Genomic DNA, 15,625 nt, shown 5'->3' on the forward strand with positions numbered 1-15,625 from the left:
GAGGACCAAAGACCGTACCGGGGCGTTCCGGGCGCGCTTAGCGTGAAGGTGACCCGCAGTCGTCCAGCCAGCCGAAAGTGCATCATGACCTCTCCATCGCAGCCCTCGTCGCCGTCCTCGCCGCTGCCCATTGTCGTCGGGATCGACGGATCCAAATTCGCTCGGCGGGCTGCCTTCTGGGCCGCCGAGGAAGCGGTGAGCCGCCAAGTTCCGCTGCGGTTGATCTATGTCGTGGAAGCCGATGACCCCGACTCCGACGCGGTGGCCGTGGAGGCCGCCGATGCGCTGCGGTCGGTCACCGACACGCTGAACGCCAGCGGACTGCAAGTCAAGGTCGAGACCGACATCCTGCAAGGAGATCCGGTGGACGTGCTGGCCGAAGCGTCACGTTCGGCGGGGTTGATGTGCCTGGGCTGGAAGGGCACTCACGATTCCGGGCCGGGACGGCGGGGGTCGACCGCTGCGCTGGTGGCGCAGGCGGCCGAATGCTCCGTGGCGGTCGTGCACCGCCGGCACGCGCGTGAGGCCCCGGGACCGCACCGGTGGGTGGTGGCCGTCCTCGATGACCGGCCGCACCCTCGGGCCATCTTGCAGAAGGCGATCGACGAGGCCAGCCTGCGGGACGCCTCGATCCTGGCGCTCACCCCATGGCCCGCGGAGTCGGAGCGGTCCGAGCACATCCGGGCCAAGATCAAGGCATACCTCGACGAGCGCGACCCCGACGACGCAGGCATCCTGGTGTGTGTACTGCCCAGGCCCGGGGATGTCACCGATCTGCTCGCCCAGAGCGCGGACATCGACCAGCTCGTCATCGCGCAGGCCGACGACCCGGAGCTCGTCGCCCAGCTCGTCGATCCGGTGACCGCGGCGATTCTGCGGGGTACCGATTGCTCACTGCTGGTTCTGCGGGATCGCGCGTAGATCGACGTCCACATTGAGCACGGAATCGCACCGCTGTATCGCGATCGGTAGGTGCGAGTCGGTCATCAGCCGCAACATGGGGTTGTTCTCCACCAGCACCTCGGCCACGAAATGCTCCACCCCGGTCTGCCGGGCAATCTCGATCAGCCTGCCCAGCAATGCCGTTCCCACACCTCGATCGTGTTGGTAACGCGCCACCAGAACCGCCACCTCCGCGCGGTGTGGCTCCTTCGTCGGGATGTAGTTGGCCACGCCGACCAGTTCGCCATGGTCGTAGGCGCCCAGTGCGACGGCGCCCGCCGGCGGATCGGTCAGTGACTGGGCCCAGTCGGCGATGTGGGACGGGTGGAGGGTGAAGAAGCGGAGATAGCGGTCTTCGTCACTGAGCGCATCGGCCAGCTCGACAACCGCATCGAAATCGGCGGCGGTCAGCGGTCGCACCATCGCCGTTGCTCCGTCGAGCAGACAGACGAGTTGGCTCCCCATTCACCCGCCCCTGGTGACGATCACCGGGACATCGGCGCGCTCGGCTACCGCGGTGGCAACCGAGCCGTTCACCAATGCCGATACGACGCCTCGGCCATGGCTACCCACCACCACCAGACCGGCGTGCTCGGCTTCCTTGATGAGCCAATGGGCTGGGCGATCGCAGAAGACCTTCTCGGTGACCGTCACGTCGGGGTATCGCGCCCGCGTGTTCCGCAGGGCGGCGTGCAGCGCCGTTTCGGCGTCCGCGCGGTAGCGATCCCAGTCGGCCCCGATCAGCTGCAGGACATGCTCGTCGCTCCAGGCGTGCACCGCCACCAGGCCGACGCGGCGGCGAGCGGCCTCTTCGAAGGCCACGGTCACGGCGTGGTCGGAGGCCGCGGACCCGTCGACGCCGACGAGAACGGGTGCGCTTTCCCTTTCGTGATCATGTGTGTGCACGATGGCTACCGGGCAGTGCGCGCGGTAACACAACGCCGCGCTGACCGAGCCGAGACGCCGGCCACCCCACGATCCATGGAAACGACTGCCCAGCACCAGCATCGCGGCATGTCCGGAGACCTCCGTGAGGAGGTGGACGGGCTGGGCCACCTGCAGCACCGTCGATACCGCCTCGGCATCCAGCGGCGTGCGCTCCACGAGATGAGCCTTGACTTCGGCGAGAAGCTCTCTGGCGCAATGTATGCGCCAGCGTTGGATGCGGGCGCGCAGGACAGGATCGTGCGTGTCCACGTACACCGGCGCGACGGCGTGTACCAACGTCAACGGCCGCACATGCAGGAGCGCTTCCTCGGCCGCCCATTCGATCGCGGCCCGGCTCGCCGGCGACCGGTCGACGGCGACGACGATCGCCTGGTCGACGTTCGACCGGGACATCCCGTCGTCCGACATCAGTGGCCGGGTTCGGGACCGAAGACGAAGCGCCGACCCGTGATTCGCAGCGGCCGGATCCGCACGAAATGCGGCTTCGGAGTGGCCGTCCACGGATACAGCCAGGCGCGTTCGGCGTCCTGGATATCGTCGTCGGTCCGGGGCGTCTGGGCCACGCCTTTGAGGATGACGCTCCAGCCTTCGCTGATCGTCGTGTCGTCGGCCTCGAACAGCACATTTCTGTTGATCGCGGCGCTCGTCAGCTTGGTGCCCTCCGCCGTGCGGAAAAGTACCGTGCGGTGTTGCACAACGAAGTTGATCGGGAAGATCTCGGGCTCTCCGTCGACATCGGTGACGAGGCGCCCCAGTGTCACACTGCCGAGCAGGCTCCAACATTCACTCTCGGACAGGACGGTCACCGGCGTGGTCTCTGACATCATGGTCGCGACATTACGGATCCGGTCGGCGGTGCGGCAGGGCCATAAGTCCCCAGTCAGGCCCTCAGCCGACGCGCAACACCGCCGCGCCGGCGATCCGGCCGGAGCTCAGGTCCACCAGCGCAGCGTCGGCCCGATCCAGTGGGTACTCGGGTCCGCTCACCGCAAGGTGGTGGCGCCCGGCGAAGGCCAGGAACTCGCGTGCGTCGGCACGGGTGTTCGACGTCACCGACCGCACCTGGCGTTCCTGGAACAGATGACGTTGATAGTTCAGCGTGGGAATGTCGCTGAGGTGGATACCGGCGATCGCCAGGGTGCCGCCGCGGTCGAGCGCCTCCAGGGCGGGCAGGACCAAATCGCCAACGGGTGCAAAGAGAATGGCCGAATCCAGCGGTACCGGGGGGCGATCGGCCGGACCCTGGGCCGAGGCGGCGCCCAAGGCCAGCGCGAGGTCGCGAGCCGCGTCCCCGCGGGTCATCACGTGCACTTCGGCTCCTTGGGCCAGGGCCACCTGAGCGGTGAGGTGCGCGCTGCCGCCGAAACCGTAGATGCCCAGGCGCCCGCCGGGAGGCAGGTCGGCGCGCAGCAGCGAGCGATAGCCGATGATGCCGGCGCACAGCAGCGGCGCGAGTTCGGCATCGGAGTAACCCGCGGGCAGGCGGTGTACATACGGTGCCGGGGCGGTGACGTATTCGGCGTAGCCGCCGTCGGCGTCCCATCCGGTGTAACGCGATTGCGGGCAGAGGTTTTCCCGACCGGCGAGGCAGTAGCGGCATTGCCCGCAGGTGTGCCGTAGCCAGGCCACCCCGACCCGGTCACCGACGGACACGCCGGCGGCCGCCGGTCCGAGAGCGACGACTTCACCGACGATCTCGTGGCCGGGCGTGACGTGGGGTCGGTGTACGGCCAGATCGCCCTCGGTGACGTGCAGGTCGGTGCGGCACACCCCGCAGGTGTGTACGGCGATCAGGACCTCGTCGCCGTCGGGTTCGCCGACCGCGGTGGTGATGAACTCCAGCGGTCGGGTGCGCACGGGTCCGGGCGTGCGGACCCGCCAGGCCCGCATCGTGGGGGCTGCCATGGCCACACGTTAGCGCTGGGCGTGGTCCCGCAGCGCGGTAATGCGTTGCCGGTACTCGGCCTCGTCGATCTCGCCGCGGGCGAACCGGCCGGCCAGGATGTCCTCGGCGGACGGCTGATGCCCCTTGGGGGCGGCGGACGGGCGTTCTCCGATGAGGTACACCGCGGCGACGATGACGCCGAACAGGACGGCGGCCCAGAACACCGCCATGCCAACCCCCATCCCGGCGAAACCCCACCAGCCCATATCGTGGTCGTAGAACATCATGCGCCTCCGTTTCGCTTGTGCCGCAGGCCTAGCCGGCCAGTAACAGGAGATTGCCCAGCCGCCGTGAGTGTCGAGCGGCCGAGGCGATGGACACCACGTGCGCCACCCCGGCCTCGATTCCGCGGGCCAGTTCGTCGGGGCCGATGGGACTGTCCACGTCGGCGATCACCCCGAAGACCAGTTCGTCGTCGTAGCTGAGGATGGCGATGCCGGTGCGAAGATGCACGGCGATCGGCGGAACGGGGAGCAACGCCTGAATTTCGCATCCCGCGAACCGCACCCGTCGATGCGGTCCAGGCACATTGGTGGCGACGGTGACCACCCCGCGTTGCGGCAGCCGGCTCAGCAGTCGCACGACCGGCGCGGTGATGGCGTACGGCAGCAGCCCGGCCGCCGCCACGGCCAGCGCACCCGCGCCGATCTGCCCGCCCGTTTTCACTGCCGTCATCCGCTCGTGGACCGCCTGCAGTCGGCGTAGCGGGTCGGCATACTCGACCGGTAACTGCGGCAGCGTGACCGCGATCCGATTGTCGGGGATGTGCAACGCATCCGGGGTGCGCAGCGAGACCGGCACCGCCGTCCGCAGGGAGTGGGCCCGCGGCGTCTGGCCGCGCCGCAGCATCGCCGAACGAAAGCTGTCGGCAACGGCGGCAAGCGCCACGTCGTTGACCGTGACCCCCAGCCGTTCACTGACCATGCGGACATCGGCCAGCCGCACCCGCGCGGCACTGTAGTTGCGCAGGTCACTCAGCGGGCCGGTATAGGACCGCGGCGTCGAGGCGAACAGGGCGGAAGCCAATTCGGTCGCACCGGACGCGACCCGCAGCGCGGTCCGGGACGCATCCGTGGAGACCTGCACCGCCGTTCGCAGCCAGTCGACCGGATTCAGGCTCCACGGGTGGCCGCGGTCGGCCGCGGGTCGGGGATGTTCCATCGCCGACACCACCGCCGCGCCATCGTCACAGATCCGCTCCAGCATCGCGGTCGCCGCGATGCCGTCGGCGATGCTGTGATGGATCTTGATCAGAATCGCCCACCGGTTGCCGGCGAGGCCGTCGATCACCCAGCATTCCCACAGCGGTCGGGAGCGGTCCAGCCGCCGTTCCATTGCCTGCCCGACGATGGCGTACACCGCGGCGTCGTCGCCGGGTGACGCGGCGGCCACGTGCCGAACATGATGGGTGATGTCGAAGGAACGGTCGACCACCCAGTGCGGTGCGGCCAGGCTCATCGGCACCTCGTGCAGCACTTCCCGGCACCGCGGAAGCTCGGCGGTGCGTTCGTCCAGCGTCCTCAGCAGGGTGGCCGTATCGGGCGCGGGGCCCTCCAACACGGCAAGCGCGGCGAGCGCCAGGCTCACGTGGCCATCGGCATCCTCGGCCTGCAGGTAGCCCGTTTCCAGGACGCTCAGGCGACGACCGGTCATCACTTCTCCTCGTTCTCGAACACCCCCAGCTTGAATCGAGCCACCACGCGTGGCTAGGGCATTAGGTCACCCGTTCGCCAGCAGTGCTTCGCTCGCCCCGGGCCTTATGCTCGTCATGAAAGGAGCGGGCGGTGCGCAGAGACCGAGGCGATCTGGAAAGCGCGGTGATCGCCGTCATGGCCGGAGGAGCGGCGATGACGGTGGCCGAGGTGCGCGCCGAACTGGATGCCGATCTGGCGTACACCACGGTGATGACGGTTCTCACCAGGCTGGCCGACAAGGGGGCGCTGACCCGGCAGCGCTCGGGCCGGTCGCACCGGTACCGGCTTGCGGCCACGCCGGGTGACCTCCCGGCCCTGCAGGCGGCGCTGCGCATGCGCCGCGAGCTCGACGGCGAGCACGCCCGCGCGGATGTGCTGTCCAGCTTTGTGGCCAGCCTCTCTGCCGAGGACGAGGCCTTGCTTCGAGAAGTACTGTCCCGCAACGAGACCGATGGTGAGCCGCGGTGAACGTCGTCATACTGCTCAGTGCGCCGTGGCTGGCCGCAGCGGTGCTGACGTGGCAGTTGCCGCGGCTGGCATCGAGGTTTCACCCCGACTGGCAGGTACCGGTGGTGGCCTGGCTGGCGGTCACGGTGGCGGTGAGCAGTTGGGTATCGCTGGTCGCGGGCGCCACGGTGCTGTGGAACCAATCCGAATTTGCCGGCCGCGCAGCGGGTTCGGTGTTGGCCGTCGCTGCAGCAGCCGCTGTGTTGCTCGCCGTCCGGCACGCGCGAAACGTACGGACGTCGGTCCGAGCTAATCGAGCCTTTCGTGGTCATAGCCGCGATGAGACCGGGGTCCTGGTGCTCGACGACGACCGTCCGGACGCGTTCGCGGTGCCCGGGCGCTCCGGCGGGCTGGTCGTGCTCACGACCGGTTTGACGGACGCGTTGACCGCCGATGAGCGTCGCGCGGTGATCGACCACGAGCGCGCGCATCTGCGTCACCGTCACCATGTGCATGTACAAGCGGTCGAACTGGCGGCCCGGATCAATCCGATGCTGAGGCCGTGGTGCCATGTGGTGCGGTTGGCCGCCGAACGGTGCGCCGACGAATACGCCGCGCGCCGCGATCGCCGCACCGCAGCACAAGCCGTTGCCCGCGCCGCATTGCTGTGTGCACGTGTGGTCGCGCCGGACGTCTGTCACATCACCGGTCGGCCGAGTGACGCACGCGTGCGGGTGATGGCGCTCACGGGTGCGCCGCCGGAACGCCAGCGCCGCCGTGCGGTGCTGGCCGCGGGCCTTGTCGCCCTCGTGCTGAGTGGCCAGAGTTATCTGGCGGGCGATGTCATCCAGGATCGGCTGGCACCGGAAGCCGGCGAGTCGCCCGCGACGGTAATCGGCTGACCGTCAAGGCGATTCACTGCCCGGACGTGGACGCCACCGCGTCACCCCAAGCGGATCGGGCACCCGAGTCGCCGATCCGGACCACCTGAACCGTGGTGGCGACAGCGGTGATCACGATGACCGCCGCCAGAATCCAGCCGAGAAGCGGCTTGACCGGGCGTTCGCGGGTTTCGCGCAGGTGGACGACGGCGAGCAGCACCGCTGCGACCAGCAGCGCCACCGCGAAATACACCATGGTGTCGCCGAGTTCGGCGTGTTCATGCAGTAGCGGTGTGCGTTCGGTCTGGTGTTCGAGCCATTCCCCGGCCTCGGTGGTGAGCGGTGTCAACACCGTGGTCGCCGCGGCCAGGGCGACGACCAGCCAGACCAGCCGTCGGCGCGCCGCGGGCCACACGGCGCAGACGATGGCCAGCACGGCGGTCAGTGGCGCCAGTACCACGATGAAATGCACGAACAGGACGTGGGCAGGCAGCCCCTCAATAGTCGACAACCGTTGCCTCCGTATGACTGATCCGACAACCGTGATACTACACAGTTAGTAGTAGTTGGGCCTGTGATGTCACTGGAGGGATCCTGGCTGGGCACCCGCAACGATGCGGCGTCACCAGCGATTGTTGGGGTCTTCCGTCGCACGAGCGTGCTCATCCACGCCGACGCCCATCAAATTCACAGGTTTACCTACCGGGTGACGGGATATCCCGGCGTGCGGGCGGGGGCTCAGCCGTTGGGCATGCATCCGATGCCAACGGGTCACATGCAGAAAGTGCACGTCGAGTGCTGCACCGACTCGGGCCGCACTCCAACGTATTTCGGAGGTACATGTGATGCAGATGAAGACTTTCGCAGCTGGAATCGCCACCGCTGGTTTGCTCGGCTTGGGCGGCCTGGGAGTCGGATTGGCTCAGGCCGATCCGCACACCCCGCCGCCGAGTCCGACCAGTCCGGGTAATTCCGACAACTCCGGCGGCGCTGACCGGACGCAGGCGCCGCGACCCACCACCGTGACCGGCCCGGGCGTGAACGCCGGCGAGCCGGGCACCCCGCTGCCTCCGGGTCAGGGCTACCTGCCCCCTCCGGGGCACGGCGGCCCGCTGCCGCAGGACCGGATCTCGTTCCCGGCGGCACCAGCGTGGGTGACGACGCCGGTGACCCCGCCGACGGATGCGCCGGCGCAACCGGAGCTTCCGGATTGGGCGACGGGCATGACGATCGTCTGGAACCCGGATCTGGGCACCTGGGGCGTGTGGGATGACGAGATGAATACGTTCGTCCGGCTCTAGTTCGCCACGACGGCGGCCGCCTCATCGTTGCGGTGGGGCGGCCGTCGCGCGCTACTGGGGATGGGTGGCCAGGTAATCGGCCACCGGCGTCGGTGCATCGGCGGCGTAACCGATCGGCAGCACCACATCGCCTGCGGTGGTGAAATAGTAGACATCCCAACGGTAGAAGGTGGGAAATGCGGCCGGGTCCGCGCCGATCAGCGCGGCATAGTCGGTGACCGCCCGCACGTATTCGTCGGCGTGGTTGTACCGGAACAGGGCACCGTCGGGGTCGTGCGCGAAACCGTTGGCCGCCAGATAACGCCCGGCGGCCATGATGCTGTCGCGCGGGGATCGGATGTCGCCGCCGTTGCCGTACGCCGCGAACGTGGCGGGCATGAACTGCATGGGGCCCTGCGCGCCCGCGGTGCTATCGCCTGAGACGCTGCCGAAGTGGGTTTCGACCAGGTTGATCGCGGCAAGGTAGTTCCAGCCGACACCGGAGTCCGCTTCGGCTTCGTGGTAGGCGGCCAGCAACTCCTCGGCCGGCGGGGCAGCCGTGATGGTCCATGCCGGCAGGGTGTCCTTGGGACGGGCCATGGCGGCGAGTTGGCGGCGGGCGTCGACGTTGCGGTCGTAGGTTTCCAGGAGATCGTCGGTGATCCGCGGTCGGATGAGCGCATCCCATTCCGGGTGACGGCCGATGGAGCGGTAGGCCACCTGTTGACGGCGCGCCGCATCGATCGCTGCCGGCTCCGGCGTGGCCGGGTCGCGCAACGCTCGCTCATCGGCGATCAGGTCGTCGGCCAGCTGGATCGGATCGTCGGCCAGCAGCGGCTGCGCGCCGGGCACCGTCGAAGCGTCGAGCGGGGCGGCGCTGGGGGATCGGCTGGGCGATGACGACGCCTGCGGCGGTGCGGTGGCGCCCGGTGAGTGTGCGGTGCAGCCGGCGAGTAGGACCAGCACCGCGGCGAGTGCCGGCTTGATCACCGCGTCAGACATACTGCTGGCCGCCGTCGATGTCGTAGGTCGCGCCCGTCAGTGCGGTGTTGACCATGAGATGAACCGCCAGCGCCGCGACGTCATCGGGCTGAACCACCCGTCCGATGGGCAGCGTCGCGGCCAGTTCTTGCCGGCGCTGATCCAGCCCTTCACCCAGCAATGACGCCGAAAGCGGCGTGTCGACGAATCCGGCGGCGATGAGGTTGACCCGGATGGGTGCGAGTTCCAGCGCCAGCGCCGCGGTGAACGGCGGGAGCACTGCCGTTGCGGCAGAGACGATTCCGAGGTGATGATCGATACGGCGGCCGCCGGTCCCGCCCATCAACACCAGGCTGCCGCCGGGCCGGATCCTGGAGCGGGCATGGCGGGCGACCTCCAGTCCGAGCACGGCGTGACCGCTGAGCGCCTCACGGATCTCGTCTTCGCTTATATCGAGCATCGGTCGATAACGCGGCCCTCCCGCGGTGACGAGCACGTGGTCGATCGGCCCGGGAAGTTCCTGGAAGAAGCGGGCCAACGCCACGGTGTCGGTGGCGTCGAATGCCGCGGTGTGCTGGGCATCGACGTCGGCCGCGGCCGCGGCGAGCCGGTTGGGGTCGCGCCCGGTGAGGATCACCTCGGCGCCTTCGGCGCGGGCCCGACGCGCGGTGGCAAGTCCGATGCCGGCACTTCCGCCGACCAGCACGACCGTTCGTCCGGCCATCGATGGTCCGTGCGACATGGTCAACCCGCGGCCCACTTCTTGGCCTCGGCCAGCTCGTCGAGGGTGAACAGCGCCAGCTCGCCGGGGACCATCCAGGCCAGAGCGTGCAGAGTGTGGCGCACCCAATCCTTGTCCGACACCACGGCGATCCGCTTGAACGCCGAATGGTGCTGTAGTAGGGCGCCGAAGCCCAGCTTGAGGTCGGCCGCGAGTCCGCCGGGGCCGAAGCCTTCGTAGTCCGGTGCGATGACTTCGACGATCCGGATCTCGCCCGAGCTGCCCAGCCGCTCCATGGTCGGGGTGAAGGCGCGCAGATCATCACCACTGATCCGGCCCGACACCCGGATCCCGGTCACGCCGTCGGGCATATCCGACATCACCTCGATCATGGGACCTCCGTTTTCCTCATCGGACCGGCCGCCTCGTCGTTGTCGCGAAAACGACGGATACCGAAGCCATCTGGCGGGTACTCCGTCGTATCGGCTGATGTGGGGCCGGGTGGGTCGGCGTAACACATAGCGCCGGCGCAGCGAAGAAGCACCGGGGACGTCACGGCGAGCGCGGTACCGCACCAGCCGAATGATACGGACGTTCCCCGCGTCCCGGGCCCGGTTATAACGATTCCCGCGCCCCTTGGTTGCTATTCGATAAGCGAGACCGTAAGGAGAGTGTTGGCAAACTATGTTCACACAGTGGATCGTCGTACCGCCCTCAAACTGCCCCTTCTACTGGCCGCCGGCGCGGCGCTGACCCAAACCCCCTTCGCCTCGGCAGATCCCGGGCGGTGGCCGGCGGAGCGAGCCAATGCCTGGTACAAAGCTCAAGATTGGCTGGTAGGCGCCAACTACATCCCGGCAAACGCCATCAACCAGATCGAGATGTGGCAGTCAGGCACCTACGACCCGCGGCGCATCGATGGCGAACTTCGGGTGGCCCGGCAGATCGGGTTCAACACCATGCGGGTGTTCCTGCACGACCAGCTCTGGACCCAGGACCGTTCGGGGTTTGCGCGCAAGCTGGCCCAGTTCGTGGGCATCGCGGCCAGCCATGGCATCAAGCCGCTGTTCGTTTTCTTCGACTCGTGCTGGGATCCGAATCCCAAGCTGGGCCCGCAGCACGCTCCGGTTCCCGGTGTGCACAACTCGGGCTGGGTGCAGAGTCCCGGGGCGGCCTTGCTGAGCGATCAGCGTTACCGGAATGTGCTGTACGACTATGTGACCGGTGTCATCAGCCTGTTCCGTAACGACAACCGGGTGCTGGGCTGGGATCTGTGGAACGAGCCTGACAACCCGGCGAAGGTCTACCGCAAGACGGAACGCCCCGACAAGATCGCGCTGGTGACGGCGTTGCTGCCGCAGGTGTTCCAGTGGGCGCGGGCGGTCAATCCGGTCCAGCCCCTGACCAGTGGGGTCTGGCAGGGGAGTTGGGCGCCGGGCAGCCTCAGCGCGATGGCCCGCATCCAGTTGGACAACTCCGACGTCATCAGCTTCCACTCCTACGGCAAGCCGGCCGACTTCGAAGACCGCGTCGACGAGCTCGTACCGTTGGGGCGGCCGCTGCTGTGCACGGAGTACCTGGCTCGCCCGGAGGGCAGCACCATCGAGTCGATTCTGCCGATTGCCAAGCGCCGCAACATCGCGATGTACAACTGGGGGCTGGTGGCCGGCAAGACGCAGACCTATTTCCCGTGGGATTCCTGGGATCACCCGTCCCCGGCCGAACCCAAGCTGTGGTTCCACGACCTGCTCTATCCCGACGGGCGCGCTTACCGGGACAGTGAGATCCAGACCATTCAGTCACTGACCGGACGGCTCGGACAGACCTAGCCCTGGCGCAGATGGTCCAGGATGGCCGCAGTAACCGCCTCGGGCTGATCCACTTGCAGGAAATGCCCTGCGTTGGGGATGATTTCGATCTTGCTGCCGGGTGGTAGCAAGTCGAGCGCGCCGTCCAGGTAACCCACCTGCATGCAGCCATCGGTATCGCCGTGCAGCAAGAGAACGGGGACCCGCGGCAGCTTCAGCCGGTAGCGGTGTAGCTGCTTGTAGGGCTTGGAGGCCGGCGTGAACCGGATGTTGGCGCGGTAGTAGCCAACGGCGGCACGGCGATGGGCGGGAGTGGGCAGCGCGGCGAGCGTCCTGGCGACATCGTCGTCGACGTCGGTGCCCGGCGGGGACCAGTCCTTCCACAACCGGGGGATGACGCGGTCGAGCACCCGCTCCGGCACCAGGGGTGTCTGGAAGAACAGGATGTACCAACTCATCCGGAGCTGGCGGGCTCCCATCTTCGCCGCCCGCGCCAGCCCGAGCGATGCGTTCGAGATGGCCCGGATGGGTGGTAGCGCCAGCGCGATATGGGCGGCGAAGGGGGAGTCGGGGGAGGCGGCCAGCGCGTTGGCGGTCCACCCGCCCCAGTCGTGGCCGATCAGCACGGCGTCAGCGGGGGCCCCGAGCGCGGAGTGCAGTTCGATGAGGTCGGACATCAGGGCGCCGAGGTGATAGTCCCCGTCGGGTGCCGGACCGGTGGGCGCGTAGCCACGGGTGAACGGCGCGAGCACCCGAAATCCCTTATCCGCCAGCAACGGAGCCACATACCGCCAACTGTGGGCGCTGTCCGGGAAACCGTGTACGCACAGCGCGAGCCGGCCGTCGGATGGGCCCCATTCCAGCGCCGTCAGGCGCAGGTGGGGCAGGTCGAATTCCAGGACACGGGGGTCGGCCATTGTTTGACCATACAAGGGTGGTCGTGTGTCGTGTGACGCGTTCCCGGCCTGACCGCCCGGCGGCGGGACCAGTGATTTCGACTGTGCCGTTCAGCCGAGCGCTGCGAGGACATCCGGGAATGGACGCGGCTCCTTCGGTGGATGTCCTGACCAGAGTCAAGCAAACCGACTCCATGCAACCCAGGGCACATCATTCCCGAGAACACGGTGACCGACGAAGTGGGGCGCAGACGTTCCTGGGTGTGCGACTCCTAGGCAACCGGCGTCCTGGCAGGAGATTTGACTCTCGCCCAGAATCAGAACTGGGCATCCCGTCAGGCCGGCTTCGCGACTTCGACACGGTCGGCTTGTCCAGGCGCAAGGCGGCTCACAGTCACCCGAAGCTGCAGGCAACATCTTTCAACCCCCCGAATACATGCAAGGAGAACGGGTATGGTCGGCGACACCACGCATCCTGTCGAATCAGGGGATGGTCTTGACGGTGCGGTGGCTATCGTTACCGGAGCAGCGCGAGGGGTCGGCGCGGCAACAGTGCACTGGCTACGCGTCAGGGGAGTGAAGCTACTGGCCGAAGACATTCGGCCTGAGGTGCATCACCTTGCTGAGCAGTATGATCACGTCATCGCCCTAGAGGCTGACGTCGCGGTCGAAGATTCGGCTATTCGCGCCGTCGAGTTGGCGGTACAACATTTCGGTCGTCTGGACATTCTTGTCAACAACGCTGGTCGGACGTTGAACAAACCGTTGACTGATACCACCGTCGAGGACTGGGACGAATTGATGTCGATCAACGTCCGTGGTGCCTTCTTGCACGCGCGTGAAGCCTTCAAGGTCATGCACGATCAGTGTCGCGGCACCATCGTCAATGTCGGTTCTTACGCCTGCACTGTGGGACTGCCAGAGGGATCCGCATACTCCGCGTCGAAGGGTGCCCTCGCCCAGCTGACGAAGGTCATCGCACTCGAAGGCGGTGCTCACAACGTCCGGGCCAACCTTGTGGCCCCCGGAGTGATCGAGACCGACATGCTCGACAACTTCCGAGACGACAGCCGCGAGTACCTTCGGTCCTTCGCCGGCGCACACCCGCTTGGTCGCGTCGCCCAACCAGAAGAAATCGCTGAGGTGATCGGTTTCCTTGTCTCGGAGCGGTCCAGCTTCATTACCGGCGCCGTGGTCGCAGCCGACGGCGGTTTCACGGCCGCCTGATGTGGCGGCATCGCGCTGGCCGACGCATGTGGCCAAAACCATTGACAGGAGGACAGATTGATGACGGGACGTCTGGACGGAAAAGTGGCTTTGCTCACCGGCGCTACCGGGGGGATCGGCACGGCGACCGCGGAGAGTTTTCTGCGCGAGGGTGCCCGAGTGGTGGTGACCGATGCTCGCGCCAAAACACTGTCAACGCTTGCAGAGCGGCTGTCCAGTTACGGCGCAGCAGTCCAAAGTGCTGTCGTGGATGTATCGAAGGCCGGCGACTGGAACGACGCGGTTGCGCTGGTTGAAGAACGCTTCGGCCGCCTCGATGTGCTGGTGAACATCGCCGGGATCGTGGCGTGGGAGGGCGTAGAAGACGCCGATGAACCTTCGTGGGACCGCGTGATTGCGGTGAACCAGAAGGGCACCTGGCTCGGCATGAAGTCGTTCATGCCGCTTCTGCGCGCCAGCGGCAACGCCTCGGTGATCAACACGTCGTCGGTCCTCGGTCTGATCGGTGGTGGCGGTGCTGCGGCATATCATGCGTCAAAAGGTGCAGTGAGACTGTTGACGAAGACGGCCGCCGTCGAATACGCCACACGCGGTGTACGGGTCAACTCTGTTCACCCCGGCGTCATCGCAACGCCGATGATCGAAGAGATCCTCGACGAGCAGGGCGATCAGCAACCCGACATCGTGCGCACTCCGATGCGGCGGGCCGGTCGTCCCGATGAGATCTCGCCCGTCATGGTGTTTCTCGCCAGCGACGAATCGTCATTTGTCACGGGAGCTGAGTTCGTCGTCGACGGTGGGCTGACCGCCCACTGACACCGCTCGTCGCAGTGCCCCGAGCTGGTTGCGGCGGTGCGTGTGCTCGATGAGGCGCAACGCTGTGAGGTAGCTAGAGAAAGGAATTTCGTCCATGTCGGTTTGGTTCATCACCGGAATCTCGCGCGGGCTAGGCCGGGCGCTGGCCCAGGCGGCCCTGGGTCGCGGCCACACAGTCGTCGGAACCACTAGATCCGGGACAGTTGGCCTCGACGCGCCCAGGGATCGCCTGCACGTCCTGCCTCTTGATGCCGCTCACCTGGACGAGGTCGGCGGGGTGATTGACCGTGCGTGCGCTGTGACGGGTGGCCTGGACGTTGTGGTCAACAACGCCGGATATGGCCTCCTCGGGCCGATCGAGGAAGCCTCTGCAGAACAGGTCAGGCACCTGTTCGACGTCGACTTGTTTGGGCCACTGCGCGTCATCCAGGCTGCGTTGCCGCATTTGCGGTCACAAAGACGCGGTCATCTTGTCAATGTGTCATCGATCGCTGCGCTCGACCCACTAGCCGGTTCGGGACTGTACGCGGCGGCGAAGTCCGCCCTGAGCGCGTTGTCGGAGTCCTTGTACGAGGAACTGAGTCCGCTCGGCATCAAAGTTACAGTGGTGGAGCCTGGGTCGTTCCGTACCGATTTCCTCTCGACAGAGTCGATACGTTTCACGACGCCGCACGTCGACGACTATGCCGCGGCTGTCGGAACAGTCCTCGCGCACTTCGCTGACCATGCAGGCCGGCAGGCCGGTGACCCCGACCGCGCCGCTAAGGTCATCATCGACGCGGTGGAATCCGACACCCCGCCGCTACACCTGGTGCTCGGTGCTGACGCGTTACGCCGCTGCCGTGGTCGCTTGCAGCGGTTGAGCGCTGACCTGGACGCATGGGAGGATCGTTCTACGGCAACATCATTCGTGGCCGGCAGTCGATGACGCGTGGGTACATCGACTGTCATCCGGAACCGGTGGGGAACCACTCGTCGGCGACCGGTCTGCGCACGTCGCTCGACCTCCGTTCGCCAGCCAGTCCTTCCGTCACCTGTC

At 67.1% G+C, this 15,625-nt stretch carries 19 protein-coding genes; 8 read left to right on the forward strand and 11 right to left on the reverse strand.

The window, feature by feature from the left end:
* Positions 1-84 precede the first annotated feature (84 nt).
* On the forward strand, positions 85-921 hold the full coding sequence (locus BN977_RS28910; protein WP_024450638.1) for a universal stress protein: 837 nt from the start codon (positions 85-87) through the stop codon (positions 919-921).
* Here BN977_RS28910 and BN977_RS28915 read toward each other — a convergent pair.
* From BN977_RS28915 to BN977_RS28940, 6 genes are all read right to left on the reverse strand, one after another.
* Positions 892-1,365 carry a GNAT family N-acetyltransferase gene (locus tag BN977_RS28915; protein WP_051562017.1) on the reverse strand — a complete coding sequence of 158 codons (474 nt, stop codon included), beginning with the start codon at positions 1,363-1,365 and terminating at the stop codon, positions 892-894. The genes BN977_RS28910 and BN977_RS28915 overlap by 30 nt on opposite strands.
* Before the next feature lie 42 nt (positions 1,366-1,407).
* Positions 1,408-2,283, reverse strand: a complete 876-nt coding sequence (locus BN977_RS28920) for a universal stress protein (protein WP_036404770.1) — start codon at positions 2,281-2,283, stop codon at positions 1,408-1,410.
* Positions 2,284-2,297: 14 nt separating this feature from the next.
* Positions 2,298-2,714: a pyridoxamine 5'-phosphate oxidase family protein gene (locus BN977_RS28925; RefSeq protein WP_036404772.1), complete on the reverse strand. Its 417-nt coding sequence runs from the start codon at positions 2,712-2,714 to the stop codon at positions 2,298-2,300.
* 64 nt (positions 2,715-2,778) lie between these two features.
* A complete protein-coding gene (locus BN977_RS28930) occupies positions 2,779-3,795 on the reverse strand; it encodes a zinc-binding alcohol dehydrogenase family protein (RefSeq protein ID WP_036403415.1) in 1,017 nt (338 codons plus the stop codon).
* A gap of 9 nt (positions 3,796-3,804) precedes the next feature.
* Entirely contained in the window at positions 3,805-4,062 is a 258-nt protein-coding gene (locus BN977_RS28935) for an SHOCT domain-containing protein (protein ID WP_036403418.1), read from the reverse strand.
* A gap of 28 nt (positions 4,063-4,090) precedes the next feature.
* Positions 4,091-5,488 (reverse strand): wax ester/triacylglycerol synthase family O-acyltransferase, encoded by a 1,398-nt coding sequence (locus BN977_RS28940; RefSeq protein ID WP_036403419.1) that lies wholly within the window; start codon positions 5,486-5,488, stop codon positions 4,091-4,093.
* A gap of 131 nt (positions 5,489-5,619) precedes the next feature.
* Here BN977_RS28940 and BN977_RS28945 point away from each other — a divergent pair, with 131 nt between their 5' ends.
* Both BN977_RS28945 and BN977_RS28950 read left to right on the forward strand, forming a co-directional pair.
* Positions 5,620-5,997 (forward strand): BlaI/MecI/CopY family transcriptional regulator, encoded by a 378-nt coding sequence (locus tag BN977_RS28945; protein WP_036403421.1) that lies wholly within the window; start codon positions 5,620-5,622, stop codon positions 5,995-5,997.
* 104 nt (positions 5,998-6,101) lie between these two features.
* Positions 6,102-6,878, forward strand: coding sequence for a M48 family metalloprotease (locus BN977_RS28950; protein WP_165576381.1), 777 nt, complete (start codon positions 6,102-6,104; stop codon positions 6,876-6,878).
* A gap of 13 nt (positions 6,879-6,891) precedes the next feature.
* Here BN977_RS28950 and BN977_RS28955 read toward each other — a convergent pair whose 3' ends face one another.
* Complete coding sequence (locus BN977_RS28955; protein ID WP_036403424.1) at positions 6,892-7,368, reverse strand: DUF2231 domain-containing protein; 477 nt, start codon at positions 7,366-7,368, stop codon at positions 6,892-6,894.
* A gap of 340 nt (positions 7,369-7,708) precedes the next feature.
* Here BN977_RS28955 and BN977_RS28960 point away from each other — a divergent pair, with 340 nt between their 5' ends.
* On the forward strand, positions 7,709-8,158 hold the full coding sequence (locus BN977_RS28960; RefSeq protein ID WP_306372268.1) for a hypothetical protein: 450 nt from the start codon (positions 7,709-7,711) through the stop codon (positions 8,156-8,158).
* Positions 8,159-8,209: 51 nt separating this feature from the next.
* Here BN977_RS28960 and BN977_RS28965 read toward each other — a convergent pair whose 3' ends face one another.
* Genes BN977_RS28965 through BN977_RS28975 form a run of 3 tightly spaced genes read right to left on the reverse strand, consistent with a single transcriptional unit; the run spans position 8,210 to position 10,231 of the window.
* Entirely contained in the window at positions 8,210-9,139 is a 930-nt protein-coding gene (locus BN977_RS28965; RefSeq protein WP_036403426.1) for a lytic transglycosylase domain-containing protein, read from the reverse strand.
* Positions 9,132-9,842, reverse strand: coding sequence for an SDR family oxidoreductase (locus tag BN977_RS28970; RefSeq protein WP_084172783.1), 711 nt, complete (start codon positions 9,840-9,842; stop codon positions 9,132-9,134). Before BN977_RS28970 ends, BN977_RS28965 begins: the two co-directional genes overlap by 8 nt.
* Positions 9,843-9,862: 20 nt before the next feature.
* Positions 9,863-10,231, reverse strand: coding sequence for a SpoIIAA family protein (locus BN977_RS28975; RefSeq protein ID WP_024450626.1), 369 nt, complete (start codon positions 10,229-10,231; stop codon positions 9,863-9,865).
* Between the two features lie 303 nt (positions 10,232-10,534).
* Here BN977_RS28975 and BN977_RS28980 point away from each other — a divergent pair, with 303 nt between their 5' ends.
* Positions 10,535-11,668: a glycoside hydrolase 5 family protein gene (locus BN977_RS28980; protein WP_036403428.1), complete on the forward strand. Its 1,134-nt coding sequence runs from the start codon at positions 10,535-10,537 to the stop codon at positions 11,666-11,668.
* On the opposite strand, the gene BN977_RS28985 is transcribed toward BN977_RS28980, so the two are convergent.
* Positions 11,665-12,564, reverse strand: coding sequence for an alpha/beta fold hydrolase (locus BN977_RS28985; RefSeq protein WP_036403430.1), 900 nt, complete (start codon positions 12,562-12,564; stop codon positions 11,665-11,667). The genes BN977_RS28980 and BN977_RS28985 overlap by 4 nt on opposite strands.
* Positions 12,565-12,996: 432 nt before the next feature.
* On the opposite strand from BN977_RS28985, the gene BN977_RS28990 reads away from it, so the two are divergent.
* The 3 genes from BN977_RS28990 to BN977_RS29000 all read left to right on the forward strand — a co-directional run bounded on the left by BN977_RS28990 (position 12,997) and on the right by BN977_RS29000 (position 15,514).
* Positions 12,997-13,770 (forward strand): SDR family NAD(P)-dependent oxidoreductase, encoded by a 774-nt coding sequence (locus tag BN977_RS28990; protein ID WP_036403433.1) that lies wholly within the window; start codon positions 12,997-12,999, stop codon positions 13,768-13,770.
* Between the two features lie 60 nt (positions 13,771-13,830).
* On the forward strand, positions 13,831-14,586 hold the full coding sequence (locus BN977_RS28995; protein ID WP_036403436.1) for an SDR family NAD(P)-dependent oxidoreductase: 756 nt from the start codon (positions 13,831-13,833) through the stop codon (positions 14,584-14,586).
* Between the two features lie 94 nt (positions 14,587-14,680).
* On the forward strand, positions 14,681-15,514 hold the full coding sequence (locus tag BN977_RS29000) for an SDR family NAD(P)-dependent oxidoreductase (RefSeq protein ID WP_036403438.1): 834 nt from the start codon (positions 14,681-14,683) through the stop codon (positions 15,512-15,514).
* The last annotated feature ends 111 nt before the right edge of the window (positions 15,515-15,625 follow it).

Origin of the sequence: Mycolicibacterium cosmeticum (genome assembly GCF_000613185.1) — a bacterium.
Lineage (GTDB): Bacteria > Actinomycetota > Actinomycetes > Mycobacteriales > Mycobacteriaceae > Mycobacterium > Mycobacterium cosmeticum.

What these genes read in the sequence shown, in the direction of transcription:
- BN977_RS28910 (WP_024450638.1), top strand. Translation starts at nt 85, where the DNA reads ATGACCTCTCCATCGCAGCCCTCGTCGCCGTCCTCGCCGCTGCCCATT.
- BN977_RS28915 (WP_051562017.1), bottom strand. Translation starts at nt 1,365, where the DNA reads ATGGTGCGACCGCTGACCGCCGCCGATTTCGATGCGGTTGTCGAGCTG.
- BN977_RS28920 (WP_036404770.1), bottom strand. Translation starts at nt 2,283, where the DNA reads ATGTCCCGGTCGAACGTCGACCAGGCGATCGTCGTCGCCGTCGACCGG.
- BN977_RS28925 (WP_036404772.1), bottom strand. Translation starts at nt 2,714, where the DNA reads ATGTCAGAGACCACGCCGGTGACCGTCCTGTCCGAGAGTGAATGTTGG.
- BN977_RS28930 (WP_036403415.1), bottom strand. Translation starts at nt 3,795, where the DNA reads ATGGCAGCCCCCACGATGCGGGCCTGGCGGGTCCGCACGCCCGGACCC.
- BN977_RS28935 (WP_036403418.1), bottom strand. Translation starts at nt 4,062, where the DNA reads ATGATGTTCTACGACCACGATATGGGCTGGTGGGGTTTCGCCGGGATG.
- BN977_RS28940 (WP_036403419.1), bottom strand. Translation starts at nt 5,488, where the DNA reads ATGACCGGTCGTCGCCTGAGCGTCCTGGAAACGGGCTACCTGCAGGCC.
- BN977_RS28960 (WP_306372268.1), top strand. Translation starts at nt 7,709, where the DNA reads ATGAAGACTTTCGCAGCTGGAATCGCCACCGCTGGTTTGCTCGGCTTG.
- BN977_RS28965 (WP_036403426.1), bottom strand. Translation starts at nt 9,139, where the DNA reads ATGTCTGACGCGGTGATCAAGCCGGCACTCGCCGCGGTGCTGGTCCTA.
- BN977_RS28970 (WP_084172783.1), bottom strand. Translation starts at nt 9,842, where the DNA reads ATGGCCGGACGAACGGTCGTGCTGGTCGGCGGAAGTGCCGGCATCGGA.
- BN977_RS28975 (WP_024450626.1), bottom strand. Translation starts at nt 10,231, where the DNA reads ATGATCGAGGTGATGTCGGATATGCCCGACGGCGTGACCGGGATCCGG.
- BN977_RS28985 (WP_036403430.1), bottom strand. Translation starts at nt 12,564, where the DNA reads ATGGCCGACCCCCGTGTCCTGGAATTCGACCTGCCCCACCTGCGCCTG.
- BN977_RS28990 (WP_036403433.1), top strand. Translation starts at nt 12,997, where the DNA reads ATGGTCGGCGACACCACGCATCCTGTCGAATCAGGGGATGGTCTTGAC.
- BN977_RS28995 (WP_036403436.1), top strand. Translation starts at nt 13,831, where the DNA reads ATGACGGGACGTCTGGACGGAAAAGTGGCTTTGCTCACCGGCGCTACC.
- BN977_RS29000 (WP_036403438.1), top strand. Translation starts at nt 14,681, where the DNA reads ATGTCGGTTTGGTTCATCACCGGAATCTCGCGCGGGCTAGGCCGGGCG.